General features: G+C 66.6%; 17 protein-coding genes. 5 read left to right on the top strand and 12 right to left on the bottom strand.

The features are described from left to right. Positions 1-75 precede the first annotated feature (75 nt). From G6N48_RS05925 to G6N48_RS05935, 3 genes are all read right to left on the bottom strand, one after another. Positions 76-1,581 (bottom strand): replication initiator, encoded by a 1,506-nt coding sequence (locus G6N48_RS05925; protein ID WP_139825792.1) that lies wholly within the window; start codon positions 1,579-1,581, stop codon positions 76-78. Next, entirely contained in the window at positions 1,578-3,011 is a 1,434-nt protein-coding gene (locus G6N48_RS05930) for an FtsK/SpoIIIE domain-containing protein (protein WP_085269500.1), read from the bottom strand. Before G6N48_RS05930 ends, G6N48_RS05925 begins: the two co-directional genes overlap by 4 nt. Before the next feature lie 88 nt (positions 3,012-3,099). Beyond that, a complete protein-coding gene (locus tag G6N48_RS05935; protein WP_085269501.1) occupies positions 3,100-3,444 on the bottom strand; it encodes a hypothetical protein in 345 nt (114 codons plus the stop codon). Positions 3,445-3,698: 254 nt separating this feature from the next. Between G6N48_RS05935 and G6N48_RS05940 the strand changes: the two genes are divergently transcribed. Beyond that, entirely contained in the window at positions 3,699-4,499 is an 801-nt protein-coding gene (locus tag G6N48_RS05940) for a helix-turn-helix domain-containing protein (RefSeq protein ID WP_085269502.1), read from the top strand. A gap of 5 nt (positions 4,500-4,504) precedes the next feature. Further along, positions 4,505-4,972, top strand: a complete 468-nt coding sequence (locus G6N48_RS05945) for an NUDIX hydrolase (RefSeq protein ID WP_085269503.1) — start codon at positions 4,505-4,507, stop codon at positions 4,970-4,972. A 10-nt stretch (positions 4,973-4,982) separates the two neighbouring features. Here the strand turns inward: G6N48_RS05945 and G6N48_RS05950 are convergent, their stop codons facing one another. Together G6N48_RS05950 and G6N48_RS05955 are read right to left on the bottom strand one after the other, a co-directional pair. Then, the gene (locus tag G6N48_RS05950; RefSeq protein WP_085269514.1) at positions 4,983-5,519 is read right to left on the bottom strand and encodes an HD domain-containing protein; all 537 of its coding nucleotides are present in this window, start codon (positions 5,517-5,519) and stop codon (positions 4,983-4,985) included. A 312-nt stretch (positions 5,520-5,831) separates the two neighbouring features. Next, positions 5,832-6,506, bottom strand: a complete 675-nt coding sequence (locus G6N48_RS05955) for a hypothetical protein (protein ID WP_139825793.1) — start codon at positions 6,504-6,506, stop codon at positions 5,832-5,834. Between the two features lie 56 nt (positions 6,507-6,562). On the opposite strand from G6N48_RS05955, the gene G6N48_RS05960 reads away from it, so the two are divergent. Continuing rightward, complete coding sequence (locus G6N48_RS05960) at positions 6,563-9,148, top strand: AAA family ATPase (RefSeq protein WP_085269515.1); 2,586 nt, start codon at positions 6,563-6,565, stop codon at positions 9,146-9,148. 121 nt (positions 9,149-9,269) lie between these two features. Here the strand turns inward: G6N48_RS05960 and G6N48_RS05965 are convergent, their stop codons facing one another. From G6N48_RS05965 to G6N48_RS05980, 4 genes are read right to left on the bottom strand one after another with little or no spacing between them, the layout of a single operon-like run. Continuing rightward, positions 9,270-10,256, bottom strand: coding sequence for a hypothetical protein (locus tag G6N48_RS05965; protein WP_085269504.1), 987 nt, complete (start codon positions 10,254-10,256; stop codon positions 9,270-9,272). A gap of 11 nt (positions 10,257-10,267) precedes the next feature. After that, positions 10,268-13,699, bottom strand: coding sequence for an AAA family ATPase (locus G6N48_RS05970; protein ID WP_161494210.1), 3,432 nt, complete (start codon positions 13,697-13,699; stop codon positions 10,268-10,270). A gap of 1 nt (position 13,700) precedes the next feature. Beyond that, positions 13,701-14,870 (bottom strand): exonuclease SbcCD subunit D, encoded by a 1,170-nt coding sequence (locus tag G6N48_RS05975; protein ID WP_085269506.1) that lies wholly within the window; start codon positions 14,868-14,870, stop codon positions 13,701-13,703. Positions 14,871-14,888: 18 nt separating this feature from the next. Further along, on the bottom strand, positions 14,889-15,947 hold the full coding sequence (locus G6N48_RS05980; protein WP_232066554.1) for an ATP-binding protein: 1,059 nt from the start codon (positions 15,945-15,947) through the stop codon (positions 14,889-14,891). Between the two features lie 185 nt (positions 15,948-16,132). Between G6N48_RS05980 and G6N48_RS05985 the strand changes: the two genes are divergently transcribed. Continuing rightward, positions 16,133-17,518, top strand: a complete 1,386-nt coding sequence (locus G6N48_RS05985) for an HNH endonuclease signature motif containing protein (protein ID WP_085269507.1) — start codon at positions 16,133-16,135, stop codon at positions 17,516-17,518. A gap of 62 nt (positions 17,519-17,580) precedes the next feature. Here the strand turns inward: G6N48_RS05985 and G6N48_RS05990 are convergent, their stop codons facing one another. Next, positions 17,581-19,224, bottom strand: coding sequence for a PecA family PE domain-processing aspartic protease (locus tag G6N48_RS05990; RefSeq protein WP_161494211.1), 1,644 nt, complete (start codon positions 19,222-19,224; stop codon positions 17,581-17,583). Positions 19,225-19,565: 341 nt separating this feature from the next. Here G6N48_RS05990 and G6N48_RS05995 point away from each other — a divergent pair, with 341 nt between their 5' ends. Beyond that, on the top strand, positions 19,566-20,324 hold the full coding sequence (locus G6N48_RS05995; protein WP_085269516.1) for a class I SAM-dependent methyltransferase: 759 nt from the start codon (positions 19,566-19,568) through the stop codon (positions 20,322-20,324). A gap of 13 nt (positions 20,325-20,337) precedes the next feature. On the opposite strand, the gene G6N48_RS06000 is transcribed toward G6N48_RS05995, so the two are convergent. Beyond that, complete coding sequence (locus tag G6N48_RS06000; RefSeq protein WP_163670798.1) at positions 20,338-21,483, bottom strand: PPE family protein; 1,146 nt, start codon at positions 21,481-21,483, stop codon at positions 20,338-20,340. A 55-nt stretch (positions 21,484-21,538) separates the two neighbouring features. After that, positions 21,539-22,336 (bottom strand): PPE family protein, SVP subgroup, encoded by a 798-nt coding sequence (locus G6N48_RS28605; protein ID WP_085271480.1) that lies wholly within the window; start codon positions 22,334-22,336, stop codon positions 21,539-21,541. Positions 22,337-22,398 lie beyond the last annotated feature (62 nt).

Consider the following 22,398-nt stretch of genomic DNA (forward strand, 5'->3'; position numbering starts at 1 on the left):
ACACCCCCCTCTGACATCGTCGGCGCATCGATTCGAGCGTCATGCTCGGACCGGGCATGTGCTATTCGGGATCTGTCAGCCATCGTTCCCCCCTGGCGAATCCCATCGTTGGTTGCGGGCTTGGCCACGGACTTCCATCAGTCCGATGCGGCGGGTTTCCATGCGTCGGAGGGCCGCGGAGTTCACGAGGGTGCGGTCGCCGAGGCTGGTGAGGCCGGCACGGTCAAACTCCCACACCACCAGATCATCGCCATCGGTGGAGTCGAAGCCGAAACCATGTTGGTGTGCAGTGCTTTTCAGACGTTGTTCACGTGTCCAGGTAGCGCGACGTTCGCGTAGCGCGGTCATCGTGGTGGAGTAGCAGCGGGATTTGCTGGTGATGTGGCCCCGGTAGCCCAGGGTGTGCAGCCACCGGCCGACACCAGCCAGTCCCCTATCGGCGAGTTGGCTGATGGTGGTCAGGATCGCCCGGACGTGATCGGACACATCCAGGTCAGCGATGGCCTCGGTGGAGATGCGTCGCGCGCTGATCCCGACGTCAGCTAGGGATTTGGTGACGTATTTCGCGAGGTAGCGAGCTAAGCGGCGGCCTTGCAGCACCCGGCCGTGTGGTGAATCCTCCTGCACAGCACCGCTGTCCGTGCCAGCGCGCCGGTTCTCGATGGGGTGGGTGTCGACTTGTGTGCCGAACCTGATCACCCGTGTCGCGGTATCTGAGGATGAGTCGGTGACCGTCACGGCCACGGTTCGAGCGGCCTGTTGGATGATGGTGGCCAGTTCGATCGCCGTGAGGGGCGCTTGCCACTCCTGACCACCGCAGTTATCGCTGTCGCGCGGGTCGAGACGGATCAGGGCATGAATATGCGGGACGAGCCGGGCTTGCAGCTCGACGACTTTGATGAAGCTGACCCGCACCGCATCCGGGTCGGCGCCGGAGGCGCGTAGCTCGCGGCGCAGCGTGCGTCGTAGGGTGATGGTGAACCGCCGCCACAGTTCTGGCATGTGCCAGGTGAACAGCACATGCCCGGTGTAGTCATAGCAGTCCACGCAGATCGGCTGTCCCACATGGATGTCACCTTCTCCGTGGGTTGTGCTGCACCACAGTGGTTTTCCATGCGGGCAGCGGCGGTAGCCGCCAGTCCCATGGTGGTCGCGGCGCACCCGGAGGCGCTTGTCGCTTGCACGTGAGGTGGTGTGGACCGGCCCGTAGCTAGGTGCGGTCAGAGTGACAAACACCTGCGGGCGATCCGCCACTGCTTCGGGGATGTCGTGGTGCCCGCCGGCGGTGCCAGCGTGCACGAGTTGCCACGTGTCGCGCGCGTACAGGTCTGAGCACGACGGGCAGATCTGGGCGCGGCGGTTATTGCACCGTGTCCACACCACCCGATCGCGGCCGAACTCGTCGGTACCCGTGAGTTGAATGGGGTGGGCGCAGAAGCCAACGGATTCCGCGCGCCGCCACCACGATTCGAACCCCATCGAGGATGCGCGGCGCACCATCTGGTCCACCACCGCGTTGGTGTCGATTGTGGCGGCTATCCCGGGCAACACCAGCGTGAGGGCAGTCGTTGCAGTAGTCACCGCTGACCCCCATCGGTGTCGGTGCGCTCGCCGTTAGCCTGGTTGGGGCGGGTCCCGGCACGGGGTGCCCGGAATCGTGCTGCCAGAGTGGTGATGTCGTGGTCGGTGACGTGAAATGCCCGTACCCGCACCGGGTGGGCGGTGCCATCGATCATCATGTACCCCACACCCGGCGTTGCATCAGAGATCCGGTCGCAATCCGCACCGGCATCCCTTGCTCCCTGGCCGAGAACCATGGCGGTTTGGGTGGCTTCGGTCAGCCGCAGCCCGATCCGCACGGTGAACAGCTGCCGCACTGACAGAGTCTCTTTGGCCGGGTCTTGTACCGCAGCCACCAGCGAAATGCCGACGGCGCGGCCTTGGGAGAGCAACAGACCCAGCAGTTGTTCCATTTCGCTGCGCACCTTGCGATCGGTGACATAGGCGGTCAGAGCGGCGATCTCATCAATAACCACGACAAAACGCGGTTCGGATGAGGTGGGGGTGTGCAAGCGCGTCTTGCCGCGTAACCGGTTGGCGCGGGTGTGCATCACCTCCACAAGTTGCCGCAGCAGGTGCAAGGTGGAGTCGGTGGCGTCGTGGGTGAACACCGTGAACATGGGTGCTCCAGCGCCCAGTTCCATGCCGCCTTTGGGGTCGATGACGCAGAGCCGTACCTGTCCGGTTTTCACTGCGGGGGCGATGCCAGCGATCAGTGACCACAACACCGAGCCTTTGCCCGCGCCGGTCGCGCCAGCCACCAGCAGGTGGTGGCCGAGCAGAGGTAGATGCCACCAGCGGCGGGATTCGGTGATGCCGACCCGGACCGACCCCACATCCACCGCAGTCGTCGTCGTGGGCATCGACAGAGCAATCGGGTCGGCCAGCGCGTCGCCTCGCATCAAGGTGATGCGTAGTTCTCCGGGCGCGGTTGCGCGGATGGTGATCCGGTCGGCACGCCAGGCGGCGGCTAGCGCCTGCGATTGCTTGTGCCAATCGGTCAGGGAGTGGCCGGTCACCACGCGCAGCGCCAGGACGTCGATCGTCTTGCCGATGCGCACCGAATGCAAGGTCGGCACCAAAGTACGTTCGCCAAGTGTGGCGGTCAGGCCGTGCAGGGTGCACACCGATTCCCAGGTGCGGGTGTAGCGCAACCAGGTCAACCAGCGCCGCCGCACCGGCTCGGTGACCCATCCGCGAAACGATCGCGGGTCCAGCCACGCCCATCCCACATACGCAGCAACGAGAGCAGCACCGATGATCAGCCCCGGGCGTGGGCCATGGGTGATGGCTATCCCCACGCTGGCGATGATCGGGATGCTTATGGCCGGGAACAGCACCGCCCACCACAGCAGATATCCGAGCGCCTTGAACAGTGCGAGGATGAGGTCGGTGATCCAGTCGTCATCGTTGGATTGAGAGTTGTTGGTGTTCTTGTGGTTTGATGCCATGACAGGCGCCCCTATGGTGAGTGAATGGTCGGCAGCAACTCCCGTGCGGGGGCGCGACACCCACGAGCGCCGCGCCCCAGCAACCGGGCTACTTCTGCACGCGGGACGCCTGATCGCTCGGCGCAGCGGCGTGGTTCGTGGGGGCGATGGCGTCGGCGCGGAACGCCACACCGCTGCGATCACCTTGAGCCCACGGGATGGCTACCAGTCCCGACACCGAAACAGGTTGGGTTACTGTAACTTTCGGGTCTCCAGCGACAGTGATATTGAGTACTTCGCCGCCAGTGTCATCCAAAGCGAGTAGCTGTGCGGCGTACAGCGGCACCCCGGTCGCGGTGTCGACTTTCGGGCTGCCGGTCTCGAAGTCCAGCCGCGGCTCGGCCGCCCTGGTGACGATGAACCGCGTCCCCGAGGTATCAATTCTTAATCGCATTGTCCCGCTGTTCCTTTCGTGATCTGAATGCGCCCGGCGAGGCGCAGGAATCAGCTCACGCGGACACCGCGGACGTTGCGAGCGAAATTTGCAGGGGTTTCCGACACGGCCCAGACATTTCGGACACGACACGGACATCGCTGCCGACATCAGGCAGACATCGCCGCCGCGGGGACGCGCCAGTCCCATGGCAAACTAGGAACCACGCGCTAGTGATGGACAGGATCAACAACCGAAAGACATGTGCTGAGACGATGGACGATCAGGAGGGTTGCATCGACGCCGCAGTGATCCCCAACGATCGCCTCACGCAACGACTGCACGCCAAGGGGCTGTCCCATGGGCGGTTCGCCACTGCCGTGGGCGTGGATGTTAAAACGGTGCGCCGATGGCTAGCCAACACCAACTACAAAGTCCGCGACGATAACGCACGCCGCGCCGCCGGCGTACTCGGCTGCACCCCGCACGACCTGTGGCCCAACCAGTTCCAACCCTCTACCGCACGCGCGCTGACGACAAACCCGGGCGGGCCATTCACCGCGACGCTCTACGCCAGCCGCACGCAGTTGCCGATCACCGCGTGGCAACAGCATTTCGCCGACGCCACCACCGGTATCGACATCCTCGTCCTGGCAGCCACGTTCCTGTTCGACACGCTCGACGGATTTCTCGACACCCTGCTCGACGCCGCCGCCCGTGGTGTTCAGGTGCGGTTCCTCATCGGTCACCCCGACACCGCCACCACGATCCTGCGCGGCGAGGAAGAAGGCATCGGTGAAGCCGTCATCGCACGCTGCCGCACCTCCGTCGAACTGCTCACCCCGCATGCCGACACACCGGGCCTGCACATCCGCACCCACGACACCACGCTGTACACATCAACTTTCCGGGTCGACGACACAATGATCGTCAACTTCCACATCTACGGCTCACCGGGACGCAACAACCCCGTGCTCGTGCTCTCCCGCAACCACGAGCCCCGACTCTGGGCCACCCTCGAACAAGCATTTTCCCATGTCTGGGACCACGCCACCCCACTGACCGCGAAAGGCTGACCCCAATGCGCACCGACTACTACAACGACCCCAACGCTCCCCAGCCCAACAGCGTGGTCCCGTCCGCCTCGGCCATCGTCACCGACCAACAAGGCCGCATTCTGTTGATCAAACGCCGTGACAACACCCTGTGGGCGCTACCCGGCGGCGGGCACGACATCGGCGAAACTATCGCGGGCACCGCCGTGCGCGAAGTCAAAGAAGAAACCGGTCTTGATGTCGAAGTCACCGCTCTGGTCGGCGTCTACACCAACCCACACCACGTCGTTGCGTTCACCGACGGCGAAGTCCGCCAACAATTCTCCCTGTGCTTCACCACCACCCTAATCGGCGGCGAACTGGCCATAGACCACGAAAGCACTGACATCGCCTGGTCCCACCCCGACGACATCCCCGCCCTGGATATGCACCCCTCGATGCGGCTGCGCATCGACCACTACCTACAACACCGCGACACTCCATACCTCGGCTGACCCACGTGGGTTACAGCCAGGCGCGCACTCGCCGAACGGCGGCTAACAGCTCCTCGCGGCCCGCGTCGACCGCGCGATGCACGGGATCCTCAGGCCCGTAGCGAGCCAATACATCGCTTAGTCGATCATCAGCCGACACCGGCGACCCGTCCGGCCCGGTCGTCAAATCACAAAAAGTCAACGCATCCAGAACGTCGCTGGGCGGATCGCCGAATGCCGATAGACCCGACACTCCGCGCTCAGATGCCTCCACATGCGCTCCGGAATGAAACGCCACCAGCGAGGCGACCAGTTCTCCGAAGCCGGCCAATCGAACAAACTCCGCACCATCGAGCGGATGAAATCCGGTTCCGCATACCGACGGCGCGTAGCCGATGTCGTGCAGCCACGCCGCCGCCACCAGACAGTCCGCTGTCTGCGCGTCGAAACGCCGGCCCAAGCGCTCGGCTGCCGTCGCAACCCCTCGAACATGCGCCAACCGCCGAGGCTGGCCCGCCAACCGCGCCTCGGCCTCACGACGCGCACGCTGCGTCAGAATCCCGCTCACAGCAGCCAGCCTACGAGCCCCGTCGCCCCGGCGCACAGCCGATGCTCAGCGCAGCCATGACCGCACAGCCCGCAGGAATCCGGCGGCTACCTGCGGGCTTCGCTACGCTTCGCCCTCCGTCCGCCGCCGCACCAGCTTGTCCACAACCAATCAGCACCCACATCTCAAAGGCCTCGGCACGCCCGGCATCACTCACGACATGCCTGGGCTGTACTCGCTACTCGCCGCCATATCGAGCCGCCATGGCCAGCAGGCGCGCTAACGCTCGTGCACCGGCTTCGGCCCAGGGTGTGAGAACTTTCTTTACTGAGATCAAGCAAGAGAGCGATCATCTGTCGGTGTTAGAGCTACGGGAAGCGGTTGTGGTGTCAAATCACCGCACGCGAGGTGCTGCCGCGACGTCCGAGCCACCTCGACTTTTGACCACACTTCCGCGAGCTCGGCAAACCATCGGGCGACTGCGATGGTCTCGGCTACAAACGGGTCGGGATTGACTCCTCGAGGCGGTGGCGGAAGTGCGGCCCAGTCCAGGGGTTGCGGAAGCGCCGGCCAGATGATGGGCGCCCGGGGTTGACCGGCAGCGGTCTTCGAATCGCGATGCAGTGCATCGAGTTCGGAGATCCTGTCGCGGGTGTTGGCCAGTGTCGCGTTGGGATCGACGATGCCCACGGTTCTGTCTGCGAGCTCGGTCGCGTCTGTGATCAGCCGACCACCGAATGGCAAGAGCAACCGGGCTGCAAGCACATTGCGCAAAGTGCAGGCATCGCCAGTAACCCACGCGCCGCAGAGGCGCGTCAGTGGCGTCGACGGGCTGATATCCACATGCCAAATAGCGGAACCGCCTTCCCGGTAGCGAAACACGGCAATTACGTCCGCCAACTGCACCACAAGCCTCTCCTCGATAGTCGCGGCGATCATAAGCCCGCTGCGCCACAGCTGATCGTGAATCGCTCGATCTCCGGAAACTCCTGCCGGTGTCGGATCCACGTGCTAGGACAATGTGAACATGCGCATTTTGTAAGTCGGTTCCTGAGGGGGACAGGATGGCTGTGGCCGCGGGCTGGTATGCCGATCCATGGCGACAGGCTCATCTGCGGTGGTGGGACGGCGCACAGTGGACCGGATTCGTTGAGGGAACCGTCATCTCTCGCCCGGACAATGGCCAACCGGATCAGACACGTGAGCAACTAGCGAGGCCTGAGGGCGACACGCATGGTCGCGGTATCGTCCTGACTGGGGAGTTTAGGCATGCACTCGCGCTTCTGAGCGATGGTCGTCATCTCTTCCTCACAGGAAAGGCGGGCACGGGTAAGTCAACGCTGATTCGCCAATTCATGTTCGAGACGAATCGGAAGGTTGTTGTCGCCGCGCCCACTGGGGTCGCGGCCCTCAACGTTGGCGGTTACACCATCCATCGCCTATTCAGCTTCAGCAAAACGACGACCTTGGATGAAGTCCGCACCGGCCGCTACTACCCCTCACGATTCGCGAAAACGCTCGCCTCACTGGAGACCCTCATCATCGACGAAGCATCGATGGTGCGCGCCGACCTCTTCGACATGCTGGCAGCTGCGCTCGAACGATTTGGCCTGGCGCCGGGAACGCCTTTCGGTGGGGTGCAAATTGTGCTAGTCGGTGATTTGTATCAATTGCCGCCCGTGGTCACCGAACCGGAAGTCGAGTACTTCTCAACTCGATATGAGACGCCCTACTTTTTCTCTGCCGACAGTTTCCATCGCGAGGACTTTCCAACCGTCGCGCTGACAACGGTGTTCCGCCAAAAGGGTGACGAGCGGCTTACCTCGATCCTTAACGCGATCCGCGAAGGCGTGCTTCTAGCGCATGCACAAGAGCAGCTCAATGACCGCGTCGATGCCGACTTCGTCCCGCCTGACGATGAATTCTGGCTCACGCTGGCGCCGACCAACCGACTCGTGTCAGCCCGCAACCGCCAGCAGCTTGAACGATTGCCCGGCCACGAGGTGGTACACCACGCCAAGGAGTCCGGGGACCTAAGCCTCTTTGAGCGACCCACCGATGAAGAACTGCGGTTCAAAGTCGGCGCCCAAATCATGATGCTTAACAACGACCAATCCGACCGATGGGTCAACGGCACCATCGGTCGCATCGCCGAAGTCCATGAAGCTCACGGTCTAATCGTGACAGTCGAATTCACAAACGGGACAACCGCCGAAATAACGGCCCACATGTGGGAGGCCACGCGGCCGGTCGTCGAGGGCGGTTCACTTCGGCATGAGACCGTCGGCACGTTCACCCAGCTGCCGTTCAAGTTGGCATGGGCAATCACGATCCACAAGAGCCAAGGACAAACACTCGACCGGCTGGTCGTCGACCTGACCGGCGGCACATTCGACTTCGGCCAACTCTACGTTGCCCTGAGCCGATGCACATCGCTTCAAGGACTCGTGCTCAAACGGCCCGTATTACCCAAGGATCTCAAGACGGATCGACGCATCGCACGCTTTCTGCGCGGCACAGTCAAAGAAGACCACCCTCATCGCTATTGCGGCATCGCGATTCTCACCGTCGGTGACGAAGGACGCATGTCGCGGCCCCGGCCCGTCGAAATAGCTGTGGCCTTCGATGATGGGACGGCCGTTAGCAGCTTAATCAATCCGCAGCGGGATCTCGCCGATGCACGACAGTGCTATGGCATCAAGGTTTCTGACGTCCTTTTGGCCCCGACGCTCGCCGAAGCGTGGAGTGTCATCGCTCCGATGCTTGTCGGGTGCACGCCCGTCGGCAGCGGCATTGACGAGACGCTCGGTCTCATCGACTTCGAACTCAAAAGGCTCGGTCATGTGACGGCGTTGCCTTTGGGGATCGAGGTGCCCCTCGCCGCCCTCAGACCAACACATGGCCGAGCGCTCGCCGCCGCCACCGCGCTGGAACGAGCGCTCGCGTCACTCAACGCACGCGCAAAGGCCGGACTCGACGACTCGAGTTCGACCCCGTTTGGCGAACCGGAGCAGTCAGAATCGCTCCTTGGTTACATCGTGAGTCGTTCCCATCAGATTCCGACGCCGACTTCGGTTCACTTGCCAGCGTTATCGGCGATCCTGGACGTCAGCCGCAGTGTCGGTCAGGTACTGCTGAGTGACGCCGAACCGCAGCAGGTGCAGGGCCGCACCAGGACCCTGGGGGACACACCATGGATCGTCTCAGCCCGCCAATCAGTTGCCGACCAACTGAGGGCCGCGGCTTCGCGGGTCAGACTCACCGACGAATCCACGGCGCGTCTGAGGGAGGCCGAGAAACTGCTTGGTGTCAAAATCATCGATGCTTCGGTCAAGACAGCGCGTGCAGGTGAAGACATAGCCTCGGTTCTTGTGCCGGGGGCACGCATCTGCTTCACAGGTACGGCACAGAACGCCGCGGGGCGAATCCTGTCGCGTGATGAGATGATGACCATCGCAACAGCCGCGGGTCTCACGCCAGTTAAGTCGGTGACAAAGACGCGGTGCGAAGTCTTGGTAACCGCCGAGATTGGCTCTCAGTCCGGAAAAGCGCAAAGGGCTCAGGAACTCGGCAAGCCGGTCTTCTCCGCCGACGAGTTCTTTGCGTGGGTCGACAAGATGCGTGTCGACACGACGCGGACCTTGTCGTAGTAATCTTCTCTGCTTTCTGCGATTTGCGTCTGGGCTCGGCCGGAACAGGACTTCGGGATCAAATGAACCAGTGTTGGCGTATCGCCTCAGGACATTGAGCGGCGCAGTCCGGCGACCTGAGCTACGAAAAAGAAAGTGCGGCAGCACGTATCTCGCGATACAGCCGGGAGGCGTCGCCGAGACGATGTCGCAGCTGCCTTTCCAGGCCCGCGATGGGAACGAGGTTCTGAGGTGCGCGGCTGTCCTTGTATTCTACCGAGACGAATCTGGCCAATAGCTGCTGACTCGCGTTTGCGAGGGCGACAGCCTCGGCGAGGTCCAGTGTGGGTGCGGCCTCTAACCGAACGATGCCGGCCCACGGTCCTGCCGGGGTGCAGGGCAACCGGAGATACCACGAATAGCGCTGCCAGCCCGTCGCGATGGCAAAGATCGGTGTCCTGGCGGCTGTCTCGAGTTGGGCCACGACGGCGTTCAATTCGGGTGGCAAGTATTGGGCCTGATGCGTTTTCACGTAACCGAGGGCGCGGGGAAGGTGAGCGCGGTCGCGCAGCGGACCATCGATGATCAACAGATTGTCGGCGGCGGTGCCGTAAGGGCAGCCGACGGCCCGGGCTTGCACCGCGGCGACGATTTCCAGATCTGTCAGCGCGCGCTGGACGGCGTTGCTCAGCGAGACCGCCACGGCGACGTAGGAGCCCGCGACCACGCGATGGAATACATACGTACCGCCCCCGATGGGGATGTGGGTTCCGGTGACGGCGGAGGTGAACAGGCCGCGACGCACCTCACTGGTGATCAAATGCGCGCCTTGCTGGCAGCAGCAGACCACGCCGGCCGCATACGACGCGCAGATCCCGGCAAACGAGGGGCTGGAATCCGTTGCGCTGGTTGCCGCGTCGTCGATCCAGACGCGGGCGTCGATCCGACGAACGCCGTCGACGAAGAGCAGGTCCCGCTTCTGCCCGTCTGGTTGTAACGCGGGAATCGGGGCCCATTTCGCAGTTGACACCTCGATGGTGGTGTCGACCTGAACCTCCGATTGTGGCAGCGCCTCCAGCTCGACTGCGGAGTCGTAGGTGGGGTCCCAGGTGTCGACGCTGAACTTCATCGTCTGCCTCGTTAGATCCCTTGGCGCTCAATGTGGGAGCCGGCGCCGTCGCGGGTCACCTGGAAACGGACCGGTATCCGCTCGGCCAATGCGGGGACGTGGGTGATCACGCCGACTATCCGCTTGCCCGAAGACACGAGGTTTTCCAGCGTTCCCGCGACCGTCTCCAGCGTGACTTCATCGAGAGTGCCGAATCCTTCATCCAGAAATATCGACTCCAGCTTGCTGGCGCCCACCGCCGACAGCGAGGTGACCTGCTCGGACAACGCCAGCGCCAATGCCAGGGACGCCTGAAACGTCTCCCCCCCTGACAACGTTTTGACCAGCCGAGGCATGTCGGCGTCGTTGTGGTCGATGACCAGCAGGTCGCGTTCGTCGCGGCTGAGGCTGAACTGTCCGCCGGACAGCTCCATCAGGATCGCCGAGGCGTCCAGCAGCAGCATGTCGAGCGCGCTGGCGATCAGCCAGCGGGGAAAGTTGTTGCTGCGCATCAGATTAGCGAGCTCATGGGCGACGTCGGCCGCGTCTTTGGCCGTCTTCATCTGCGTCTGCATGTGTTTCGACTCGTTGAGGCGCTCTTTACCGCGTTTCAGCGCCGCCTGGGCGGTCGCGACCGCGGAGGCGGCCAGACGGGTCGCTTCGGCACACAGGGCTGCGGCGTCATCTGTCGACGGCGCGGTTACCCCTTCGGCGGTCAGCGCCTCCACCAGGCTCGTCCGAGCGGCCTGTGCCCGCGTGTCGGCCTCTGACGCGACACGCTCGGCCGCCTCGATCTGTGTTCCCCGCGAGGACGCTTCAGCGGCACACCAGTCGGCGAGCAGTCGCCACCCGGCAGCGATGTCGGTGCCGGTGATCTCGGGAGCACCGAATTGCGTCAGCGGATCTCGGCTGCGGCGCAACTGCTGCCAACTGGCCTCGATGGCCGCTTCCATCTGGGCCAGAGCGTCTTTCGCCGCGGACACGGCCGTGCGCGCTTCGCCGAGTGCCGAACTTGCCGCGTTCACTTCTACTTCCAGCGCGATCACATGGTCAAGCTGCTCGCGGACGTCATCGACCCCGGGTGCGGCGGACAGCTGCCGGGTGAGCTCGGCCTCGCGCTGCTGCTTCATCTGCAGTTGTTGCTCGGCCCGCTCCTTGGCGACCGCAGCGGCCATGTACGCGTTGGTCGACTCCGCGGCCGCCTCCTCGGCGAGTTTACGTTCCTCATGGCCGCGTGACGCGGCGTCGTTGGCGTCCTCGGATGCTTGTGACAGCGCTTCGGATTGGCGGGCACATGCATCGGCGGTGACCGACACCCACGCCGTCAACTGGTCCCAGCCTCGCCGGATGTCGCCGTCATCGATCGCCGGCGGGTCAAGTGCGCTCACGCTGTCGCGGGCCGCACCGAGCGCGGTGCGAGCTGATGCGGCGTCGTTGTCGGCGGCCGTCGCTGCCTGCTCGGCGGCGCGCACACTACCGCGGGCTCGGATGACGTCGCCGTCGGCGGTCTTGCGCTTGTCCTCGATCTTGGCGCGCCGGCCCTGGGCCGCCGCCAGACTGGCGCGCGCTGCGGACACCTCCGCCGAAAGCTCGGCCAGCCCTTCATCGCTCGTTTCTTCGCTGATTCGGTTTCGCAGCATCACGCACTGGTCCACCATGTCGAGCGCGGTGAGCCGGCCGAGAAGCTTGACACGGCGGTCCTCGCACCGTCGCAGCTGTTGGCTCCGCACCGCGACAGCGCTGTTGTGACCGACTTCGAGTTGCGTGAGCGCAGTCGTTGCCTTCCTGGCCCTGTCTCGCGCCTGTTCGGCGACTGATCTCGCGGCTTCGATGTCGGCGGCAACGGACTCCGGCGGGAGGTGGGTGACGGTCTGGCCGCAGACGGGGCAGTCGTCTCCGACGGTCAGTTCCGTCCTGATCGCCGCCGCCTTGTCGGCACGTTCGGCGTCGTGCACGGCGGCCTCGGCCGTCGCGGCCTGCTCGGCCGCTTGTGCTGCCTCCTGTTGCGCTGTGGCGAGAGCCGCGGCCGATTGTGAGCGCTGTGCGGAGGCGGCGACGTCGCCGGCGACGAGGCTGATGATCTCTTCTGCTTCGGTGACCGCGGCGGCCATGGCTGCTGGGTCGGGGAGCTCTTCGAGCTCGTCGGCCGCCCGCTTCTGGACCTCCTCGGCTTTGCCGAGATCCGATTTCGCCTGCGTGAGTTGACAAGCCGCGTCGCGCAGCGTTTCGGTGAGCGCGTCGAGACCTTCCGGAGCGCTGATTCGGTGCAGCGCGGCGAGACGGTCTCGCGCCTCGACGTGTTCGCGCGCTCGGAGCTCCGCCACGCGGTCGAATTCGGTGGCTGCAGCGCGCGCGGTGTTGGCCGCGGTGTCCGCGCGTTCCCGGGTCGTGGCGGCTTTCTGCAGCTCGGCGTCCACAGCAGCGGCGGCCTCGATGAGAGCCGGTAGCTCTGCGGTGATCTGCTCACGTTCACGCCAGTTCGCAAGCGTCTGCTCGAGCTGGTGACGCGGCGGCGCCGCGTGGAGCGCGGCCCGTGCCGTGTGATCTCGCTCTTCGAGGGCGCTCTGCTGTGTCTCGGCCGTGGCCAACGCGGCCTTCTTCGCCTGCCGCGCGGTATCGAGGTCGGCGACCCCCGCCGGTATGACGACCGCGAGCAGCGCATCGAGTTCGGCGTTCAGTTGTGCGACGCGCTCCGCTGCGCGGGTGACCTCCTCGGTTGCCCGCGTGAGAGCCGGAACGGTCACCGTGGTCACCTGTTTTTCGAAATCCTTGGCTTTCGTGCGTGTTCGGCGCAACGCGGCGACGTTCTCCTCGGTGGCGTCGGCATATCCGGCCAGCTGCTCGGTCAGGGTTTCGGCGCGCATCTTGTTGGCGCTGGCCAGGCTGGATGCCGCGCGCTGGATGCCGTCGTAGATGCCATATCCGAGGAGGTTTTTCAGGATGTCCTGGCGGTCGCCGTCCGTGGCGTGCAGGAAGCGGGCGAAGTCGCCCTGGGGCAGTGCCACCGCCTGGGTGAATTGGTCGAAGGTGAGCCCGAGGAGCCGTTCAACGGCCGTCGTGACGCGCGGGCTACCGGATTCAAGCGTGGTGGTCTCGTCGTCGGAAGCGCCGAGGGCGAGCGGGGACACGAACTCCTCCAGCCGGGCTTCCCTGATGGTGACCGCCTGCGTCCTGCCGCCGCCGCGGCGGACGTCGCGGACGACACTGAAGCGGCGCCCGGCCAGGTCGAAAATCAGGCGGACCACGCCGCGAGCGGCCGTGGGGGCCAGCGCGGGGGCGACGGCGCTGCGGTTGTCCCAGCGCGGGACGGTGCCGTAGAGCGCGAAGATCATCGCGTCGATGATCGTGCTCTTGCCGGAGCCGGTCGGGCCGACGAGCACGAAGAAGTCGGCGTCGCGGAAGTCGACGCTCGCCTTCGTGCGATAGGAGCAGAAGCCGTCGAGTTCGAGCAGGACCGGACGCATGTCAGGTCGCTGTCGCGTCCGCGGAGGTGAGTTCGTCGAGGAGTTCGACAAACAGTGCATCGATGCGGGGATCGGAGATTTGGCGCTCCCTGCAGAATTCGTCGAACAGCTCGACGGGACTCCGGTCGGTGCGGTCCGGGCGGGCGGTCGGTTGGGCCTTCTCGACAAATTCGGGATCGATCCGGATCTCGAGGGCATTGGGGAGGACCTCGAGCACGTCGTCGCGCAGACCGGCGCGCACGGGTTCGCGAACGTAGACGCGCAGGTAGTCATCGCCGAAATCGGGTGCGCCTTCGCGCAGCTCCTGAAGTGAGCCCCTGACGGTGCGTAACCCACGACCCGCGGCGATCGGCACCTCGGTGATCTTCGCCGGCGCGGTTGGTGAAACCTCAACCAGGAGAACCATGCTGGTGTTGTCTTGTTCGCCGAAGTCGACGGCGATCGGGGAGCCGCTGTAATGAACCGGGCAGGGCGCGGGAATGCTCTGCCGCCGGTGGAGATGTCCCAGCGCGACGTAGTGCGGGTCGGAACCGAAAACGCTGCCGGGCACGTAGTAGTCGAAGATGGTCTGGGCCACGCGCTCTCCGCCACCCATCGTGCCACCGGTGATTGTCAAGTGCGCCATGATGATATTGATCGCCCCGGCCGTGAAGCCTGTCTTAAGGTGGCTGAGCATCTTGCGAACCAGTTCGTCGTACGCCGCGGCATGCAGGTCGGGCGTGCCGGCCAGCAGCTCTGCGGCTCGGACCGCATAGCGGGTGGTCAGGAAGGGCAGAACGGCGACGTTGACACGCTCACCGGTCGATCGGGCGTCGAACGAGACAACGCCGCCGCTGTCCGCGGGGCGCACATGGCCGAGCAGATGTATGCCAGCGGCCCCCATCAGCGGCCGGTAGGCGTCGAAAGTGCCAGCATGGTCGTGGTTTCCGGCCATCGCGATGACTTCGGCGCCGGTCCCGCGTAACTCGATGAGGGCATGGACGACGAGCCGCTGCGCTTCGGCTGACGGTGCCGATGTTTCGTAGAGGTCACCCGGCAACAGCACCGCATCTACCTCTTCGGTTCCGGCGATGTCGACGATCTCTTTGAGGATCTCGGCGTGCTCGGCGAGCCTGCTGTGCCCCTTGAGGATCTTGCCGACGTGCCAGTCGGAGGTGTGCAGAAATTTCATCAGTTCCTCCTTGGGCCGCTAGAACGGTGCATCGTCTGGTAGAGGGACGCCGGCGGGAAAGGTGCCGTCTTGAGATTCGCCGTCTGTTGACGATGGAGGCCGGGCGTCGTCGACTTCGGACTGCCGGGTCGCCCATGCGGGGAAGGGGAATTCGACTGCCAGCGGGACCGGTATCGCGGGCTGATTGACGAACATAGCCCCCGGCTTCGCGATCGTGGCACGCATTCGCTGCCCGGCCGGCAGGAAACCGTATTCGCTCCGAGAGGCCTCCGCGGCGTCGAGGCGCCCGACGACTTTGATTGCGCTGTTGCTGATGATGCGGCGCTCCACTTCGCTGGCCGTCTGCTGGGCGCCGATCAGGATGATGCCCAGTGAGCGGCCGCGCTCGGCGATGTCGAGCAGCAGGGCTTTAATGGGGCTTTCGCCTTCGCGGGGCGCGTACTTGTTGAGCTCGTCCAGCATCGTGAACAACAAGCTGCCGGGCCCGGCCGCTTCCTTGCGCTCCATCTCGGCGCGCAGGACCACGCCGGTGACAAATCGCTGCGCCCGCTCCATGAGGTGATGCAGGTCCACGAGCGTCACCTGTTGGTCTTCGGTGCTGATGCGCCTGCCGGGACGATCGGGGATGTCTCCGCGAATGATCTCTGACAGCGCGCGCTGACTGGAGCGAAGCCGGCGCACGAAGGCATTCGCGGTGCCGGCCCCGATTGCGGGTCCGGCCCACAGCGTCGCCGTGGCCTGATCGGTCACCCGGTCGCAGATGAGCTCGACCAGGTCGGTGTAGGTGCGGCACTGCTGTCCGTCGATCACGACCGCACCGTCGCTGCCGGCCGGGGTGGCGTCCTGGCGCAGGCGGCTGGTCACCTGATGCACCACCAGCGTGTACTGACTGCGTTCGTCTTCGGTGTCGGCGAAGACGTAGGGCAAGAGCTGCTCGGCGCAGAACTCCCGGATCGTCCACCAGAACGCGTTCACCCCGTCGGTCCGGCCGGCGACGTTTGGCCGGGCGTTGTTCGACGCCGCCACGGGCGGTGCGAAGAAACCGACCGAGGCGAACGGGGTGGCCGTCAGGTTCAAGCGGGCATATTCGGCACGCAGCGCATCGCCCGATTCCCCCCGGAGCCCTACGTTGGGCCGATCCAGGAACAGCAGATCCTCGCCTTTGACGGAGAAGATCAGCGCCTTGGCGTAACTTGTGCCACTTGAGTTTCTCTGGTCTCAGATCGGACTTTTCTGTCGGTGGCGGTGGCTAGGTTGTTGTTATGAGTTCGGGTGGTGTCGGCGACCGTGAGTCGATCACGGCGGCGTTCGACGTCCTGGACTCTGCCATGGATACGTTGGCGGAGTTGGACTTCGACGCCCTGACCACCCCCGAGTGGTTGGCGTTGCTGGAGCGTTGCGAGCGTGTGCGCCGGCGGCTGCCGGTTCCCGAGCATCAGCTGATCAACAACCTGGCCCGCCAGGCCACCGCAGAAGAGCTGGGCGGCAAGCTCTCTCACGCCATCGCCGAGCGGGTCTTGATCAGCAGGGCTGAAGCCTCGCGGCGCATCCAGGACGCCGCCGACCTCGGACCGCGACGCGGCCTGACCGGTGAGCCGTTGCCGCCCTTGCTTGCCAGCGCTGCCTCCGCGCAGCGCGAGGGCACGCTGGGCGCGGGCCAGCTCGCGGTGATCCGCAAGTTCTGTCACGCCTTGCCCGGATGGGTGGATCAGGCCACCCGCGATCGCGCCGAGAAAGACTTGGCGCACAAGGGAACGCAGTACCGCCCCGAGCAGTTGGCCGGGCTGGCCGACACCCTGGCCGACTGCCTCAACCCCGACGGCACCTACACCGACGACGACCGCGCGCGGCGCCGCGGGATCATGTTCGGCAATCAACAGGCCGATGGCATGTCCGCGCTTCGTGGTTGGCTCACCCCGGAACTGCGCGCCGTCCTGGAAGCCGTCTGGGCGAAATTCGCCGCGCCGGGGATGTGTAACCCGCTCGATGAGACGCCGTGCGTGGCCGGGGCGCCCAGCCAAGAGGCGATTGACGGCGACTCCCGGTCGGCGGCCCAACGCCAACACGACGGGCTGCTGGCCGCCATGCGCACCCTGCTGGCGTCGGGAAAGCTGGGCAAGCACAACGGTCTGCCCGCCTCGGTCGTCGTCACGACCACGTTGAGCGAGCTGCAAGCCTCCGCGGGCAAGGGCCTGACCGGGGGCGGCACCATCTTGCCGATGAGCGACGTGATCCGGCTGGCCGGCCACGCGAACCATTATCTGGCAATCTTCGACAAGGGTAAGGCTCTGGCGCTCTACCACACGAAGCGCCTGGCTTCGCCAGCGCAGCGAATCATGTTGCACGCCAAGGATCGCGGCTGTTCGGCGCCGGGGTGCAGCGTTCCGGGCTACCTATGCGAGGCGCATCACGTCGAAGAATGGGCCCGCAGCCACCGGACCGGCATCGACGAACTCACCTTCGTCTGCGGGTTCCACCACCGACTGCTCGACAAGGGCTGGACCACCCGCAAAAACGCCCAGGGCGAAACCGAGTGGATCCCACCACCGCACCTGGACCGCGGCCGACCCCGCACCAACACTTTTCATCATCCCGAGAAACTGCTGCGCAGCGACGATGACGACGAGGACGACGCCGGCGCGGCGTGAAGCCGGGACCGATCACGCTGCGCTGCAGCCAAAGATGCCGCAGCCCAGCGTGATACCGGCGCCTATGTGTAGAACGTGGTGGTGTCGGCGGTGTTGCTGAGGTACGTCGGGAACAGCGAGTACGGCGCGTATCCGGTGTTCATCAGCCCGCTCGAGATGACCTCCGGGTAGTACGCATTCTGGCCGCCGGCGTAGGTGTAGTTGTACAGGTCGGTGCCGTTGGCGTAGATGTGGATCTCTGTCCCCACGGGGGCGTTGCCGATGACCGACGCCGGGATGGTGCCCTCCACACCGCCGGAGTCGACGATCGACCCGACCTGTTGGATAGCCCCGTTGCCGACCTGCACGCCCAACGTCGTGACCGGTGCCCCCGATACCGTGACCGGGGTGCCGAGGCCCGTCGGGGGTCCCCCGAACACGAGCTGACCTGCCGGCTCGTTGACCAGCACGCCCTGGTTCCACGCCGGGTTGGCGAAGGCCGTCGTCGGGATGCTCGGGCCGGGGCCGCCGGCGTTGGGGCCCAGGCCCAGGACGCCCTGCACGCCGTCGGGCTGGAAGTAGGACTGGAACGACCAGCCGTTCTGCATCGCGGACTGCAGCGACGTCGGGAACGCGAAGAGTTCGACGTTGACCGGCGTCGACTGGGTGACCACCCCGCCGCCGAAGTTCACCGGCATGTTGTAGGTGGCGAACAGGTAGTCGATGCCCCCGCTGTAGCCGCCGATGCCGATGTTGTGCGGGAAGCCGGCCTGCAGCAGACCGAAAAGCCCCCCGACGTTCTGATACGGAATCACCAGCCCGGTGGAGCCGGTGTCGACCAGCAGCGGGGTGACGCCGCCGCTGCCGACGGAGGCGTTCACGATGGCCTCGGTGCCGTACTGGGTGATCGGCACGGTCGCGGTCGAACCGCCGCCGGTGACCGCCCCGCCGAGCGTGCCCGTGGCGGCCGCGGCGCCGATGCCGGTGATGCTGCCGGTGCCGATCAGCGGGCGCCCGAACAGGATGTTGGTGGGGGCGTTGATCAGGCCGGTCGCCACCTGCTGCAGCGTGCCGAGAGGGCTGCCGAACACGCCCTCGACGGTCTGCAGGACGCTCGCGGCCGGGGTGGCGCCGACCGCGGCGGACGCCGCCTGCTCGACGGCGCCCAGCGGGTTCGCGGCGGCGGCCGACACCTGGCTGCCCAGGCTCGGCAGCGCGGCCGACCAGGGGGTCAGCTGCGCCGCGGCCGCGGCGGCTCCCCCGTGGTAGCCGACCATCGCCGACACGTCGGCGGCCCACATCTCTTCGTACTGCGCTTCGGTCGCGGCGATCGCGGGCGCGTTCTGCCCGAACAGGTTCGACACCACCAACTCCACCAGCTGGTTGCGGTTGGCGGACACCACCATGGGATGCACCGTGGCGGCGACGGCGGACTCGAAGGCGCTGGCGAACGTCTGGGCCTGCGCGGCGGCCGTCTGGGCCTGCGCCGCCGCCGCGGACAACACCCCGGTGTACTGCGAGGCGGTCGACAGCATCGCGGCCGAGGCCGGGCCCTGCCAGGCGCCGGCGGTGAGCCCGGAGGTGATCGACGAGAACGACTGCACCGCGGTGCTCAGCTCGGCGGACAGCCCGTCCCAGGCCGCCGCGGCGGCCAGCATCGGGCCCGAACCCGCGCCCGAGTACAGCAACGACGAAATGACCTCTGGTGGCGACACCAAGAAACTCATCCCCCGAACGTCCTTCCGTCAAGCCAATCTGGCACATCCCCCGAGTACCGCACGTCGCGCCAGGCCGGTGATGGGGCGTGTCTTTGCGCGGTGAGGAAACCTTACGAAACCTCCGGCACGAAAATCTCGGATTTCACCAAATTCACGTCTGGTCGACAGCTTCCGTTATTCGACAAACATGCAGGTGAAGCTCCCTGACCGGCCGCTTGGTCTGCTGTGCCGAGCGTCACACCCGCCGGGCGCGGCACCCGCTTGACCGGCCTGGCGCCGGCGGGCGGCGGGATGCCACCCACGGTCGGCGCCACCGGTGGGGCGGGCCGCGCTCGATTACCGTGGCGGTGGTGACCGATCGTCAAGAGCGCGCGATGTCCTTCGGTGCGATCGCGGAGAACTACGACGCGCTGCGGCCCCAGCCGCCGGCGGCGGCGGTCGACTGGCTGGTGCCGCCGGGCTGCGACCTCGCCGTCGACGTGGGCGCGGGCACCGGGCTGTTCACCCGCACGTTGACGGCCAGGGCCGCGCGGGTGGTCGCCGTGGAACCCGACGCGCGCATGCGCGCGGTGCTCGAGGCGCGCAGCCCCGGGGTCCGTGTGGTCGAGGGCCGCGGCGAGTCGATCCCGCTGCCCGACGCCGGCGCCGACGCCGTCTTCGTCTCGTCGGCCTGGCACTGGATGGACCCCGAACGGGCCGTGCCCGAGATCGGCCGGGTGCTGCGCGACGGCGGGCGCTTCGGTCTGGTCTGGACGAGTCGCGATCGTGACGTGGATTGGGTACGTGACCTCGACCGGTTGCCCGGCGGCGACGCGTCCGACCGCCGACTGGCCGACCGGTTCCGGACCCGTCAAAACGTCGTCCTGCCGGAGCCGCAGATCTTCGACAACGTCGCCCGCGAGACGTTCCCCTTCGTGCTGCCCATGCCGGCCGAGGACGTCATCGCGATGCTGGGCACCTACAGCCGGGCCATCGTCGCGTCGCCGGACGACCGCGCGCGGGCGCTCGACGAGGCGCGCGCCGCCCTGGCCGCCCGGTTCCCCGGCGCCGACCAGATCGACGTCCCGATGCGCTCCTGGTGCTGGCGCGCCGATCGGCTGGCCCGCTAGCGTCCGCGCGGCGTCAAACCAGGACCCGCGTCGGCATCACCTTGAGCGTCACTCCGTAGCGCGGCCCCGCGGCGTAACCGCCCCGGCCGGCCGAGGCCGCCGCCGGCATGCCGGTCGCCAGCGTCGTCGACTGAGCCGGTTCCTCGGCGCCGGTCGACCAGTTCGAGCCCTCCAGCACCGTGGTCCCGGTCTCACCCGCCGTGGCCGCCGACCAGGCCGTGGGCACCGACAGCTTGCCCACCACCGGCGCCGACCCCATCCCCGCGAGCACCGGCGCACCCGCGGGGGCCGCCGCGGGCGCGGCGGTTCCCGCCAGGACCCCCCCGCCCAGGGCCCCCACACCACCGGCCGCCTGGCCGGCCGCCGCGCTGTTCTGCATCAGCGCCCCGGCCGAGATGGCGGCGAACATGTTCCAGGCGCCGGTGTCGAAGATGCCCTCCCCGAGGTTGGTGAAGACGCTGTCGCTGAACAGGTTGGCCAGCGGCAACGCCTGGGCCGGGGTCGCCGCGGCCAGCGGCGAGGCGAGCGACTGCATGGCCGCCGGCAGCGCGGCCACCAGGCTCGCGAGGCCCGTCGGCGTCGTCGCGGTGGCGGTGGTGGACTGCGCGACGGACGCGGCCTGCCCGCCCGGGTTCGCCGTCGGCGCCGGTGCGCTCAGCGGGCCCAACTTGCCCGCTGCCGCCGACGACCCGGCGTAGCCGTACATGGCCGCGGTGTCCTGGGCCCACATCTCGGCGTACTGCGCCTCGGTGGCCATGATCGCCGGGGTGTTCTGGCCCAGCAGGTTGGTCGCGACCAGCGCAGCGAGCTGGGCCCGGTTGGTCGCGATCAGCGGCGGGGGCACCGTCATCGCGAAGGCGGCCTGGTAGGCGGCCGCCGACGCCGTCGCCTGAGTCGCCGCGTCCTGGAGCAGCGCGGCCGTGGCATGCATCCACGCCACGTACGGTTCGGCCGCCGCGGCCATCGCCGCCGAGGACGGCCCCACCCACTCGTCCCCCGTCAGCTGGCAGACCACCGCCTGGCTCGACGTGGCCGCGCCGCTCAGCTCGGCGGCCAGGTTGTTCCAGGCCGCCGCGGCGGCCATCATCGGTTCGGACCCGGGTCCGGTGTAGATGCGCGCGGAGTTGACCTCCGGGGGCAACGCTCCGAAATCGAACATTTTCTCTTGCCTCTTCCTTCGTTGGAATTGCTTGCGGGAGCGGATTATTGGTGTTCTAGACGACCGTGGGCCGGGGCATGACGGTCGGTTTGGCGCCGTAGCGCGGGGCGCCGAACCCCGACCCGCCGCGACCGGCGGCCGCCGCCGACGGCAGGCCGGCCGGGACGGTCGTCGACGACGGCTGGGTGGCGGCGTTCGTCCAGTGCGCTCCCGTCAACGTCACCGGTGCGGGCCCAGCCGTCGCGCCGCCCGCGGCCCAGCTCGGTGGCGCCGACATGCCACCGATCGACGGCGCCGCGCCGGAGGTGGCCGAGACGACCGCCGTACCGGGGGTCGCGGCACCCGCCGGTGTCACGGCGTCGGCGGCGATTGCGGGGCCGGCGGCGCTCACGATGCCAACGCCGGGCGGCACGGCGGAAGGGGTGGTGGTCAGGCCCGGCCCCAGCGAGAACAGGTCCGACGCGGCGGCCGGGAAGTTCTGCGCGAACCCGATCGGCGTGCCGATGATCGAGTCCGACGACGCCAGGTCGCTGAGCAGCGACTGCGCCGGCGTCGAGGCGGTGGTCACCTGGTTGGCCGCCTCGGTCTCGCCGTAGGAACCGGCGTTGGCTTGCAAGGTGCTGACCAGTTGCCGGTGGATGGCCGCGGCCTGCGCGCTGACATGCTGATACCAGCTGCCGTAGGTGGAGAACAGCCCGGCCTGCAAGGCCGAGACCTCGTCGGCGGCCGCGGGGGCGACGCCGGTGGTGGGCATCGCCGCGGCCGCGTTCTCGTCCGCCATGGCGGCGCCGATCGTCTGCAGCCGGGCGGCCGCGCCCGTCAACGCCTCGACCCGCGTGGTCACAAATGACATTGCCTTCCTCCTCACGAAAAACGCCGACCCCTGGGGGCCGGCGACGGTGGTCGTGCAGTGCG

Source organism: Mycobacterium parmense (assembly GCF_010730575.1).
Classification (GTDB): domain Bacteria; phylum Actinomycetota; class Actinomycetes; order Mycobacteriales; family Mycobacteriaceae; genus Mycobacterium; species Mycobacterium parmense.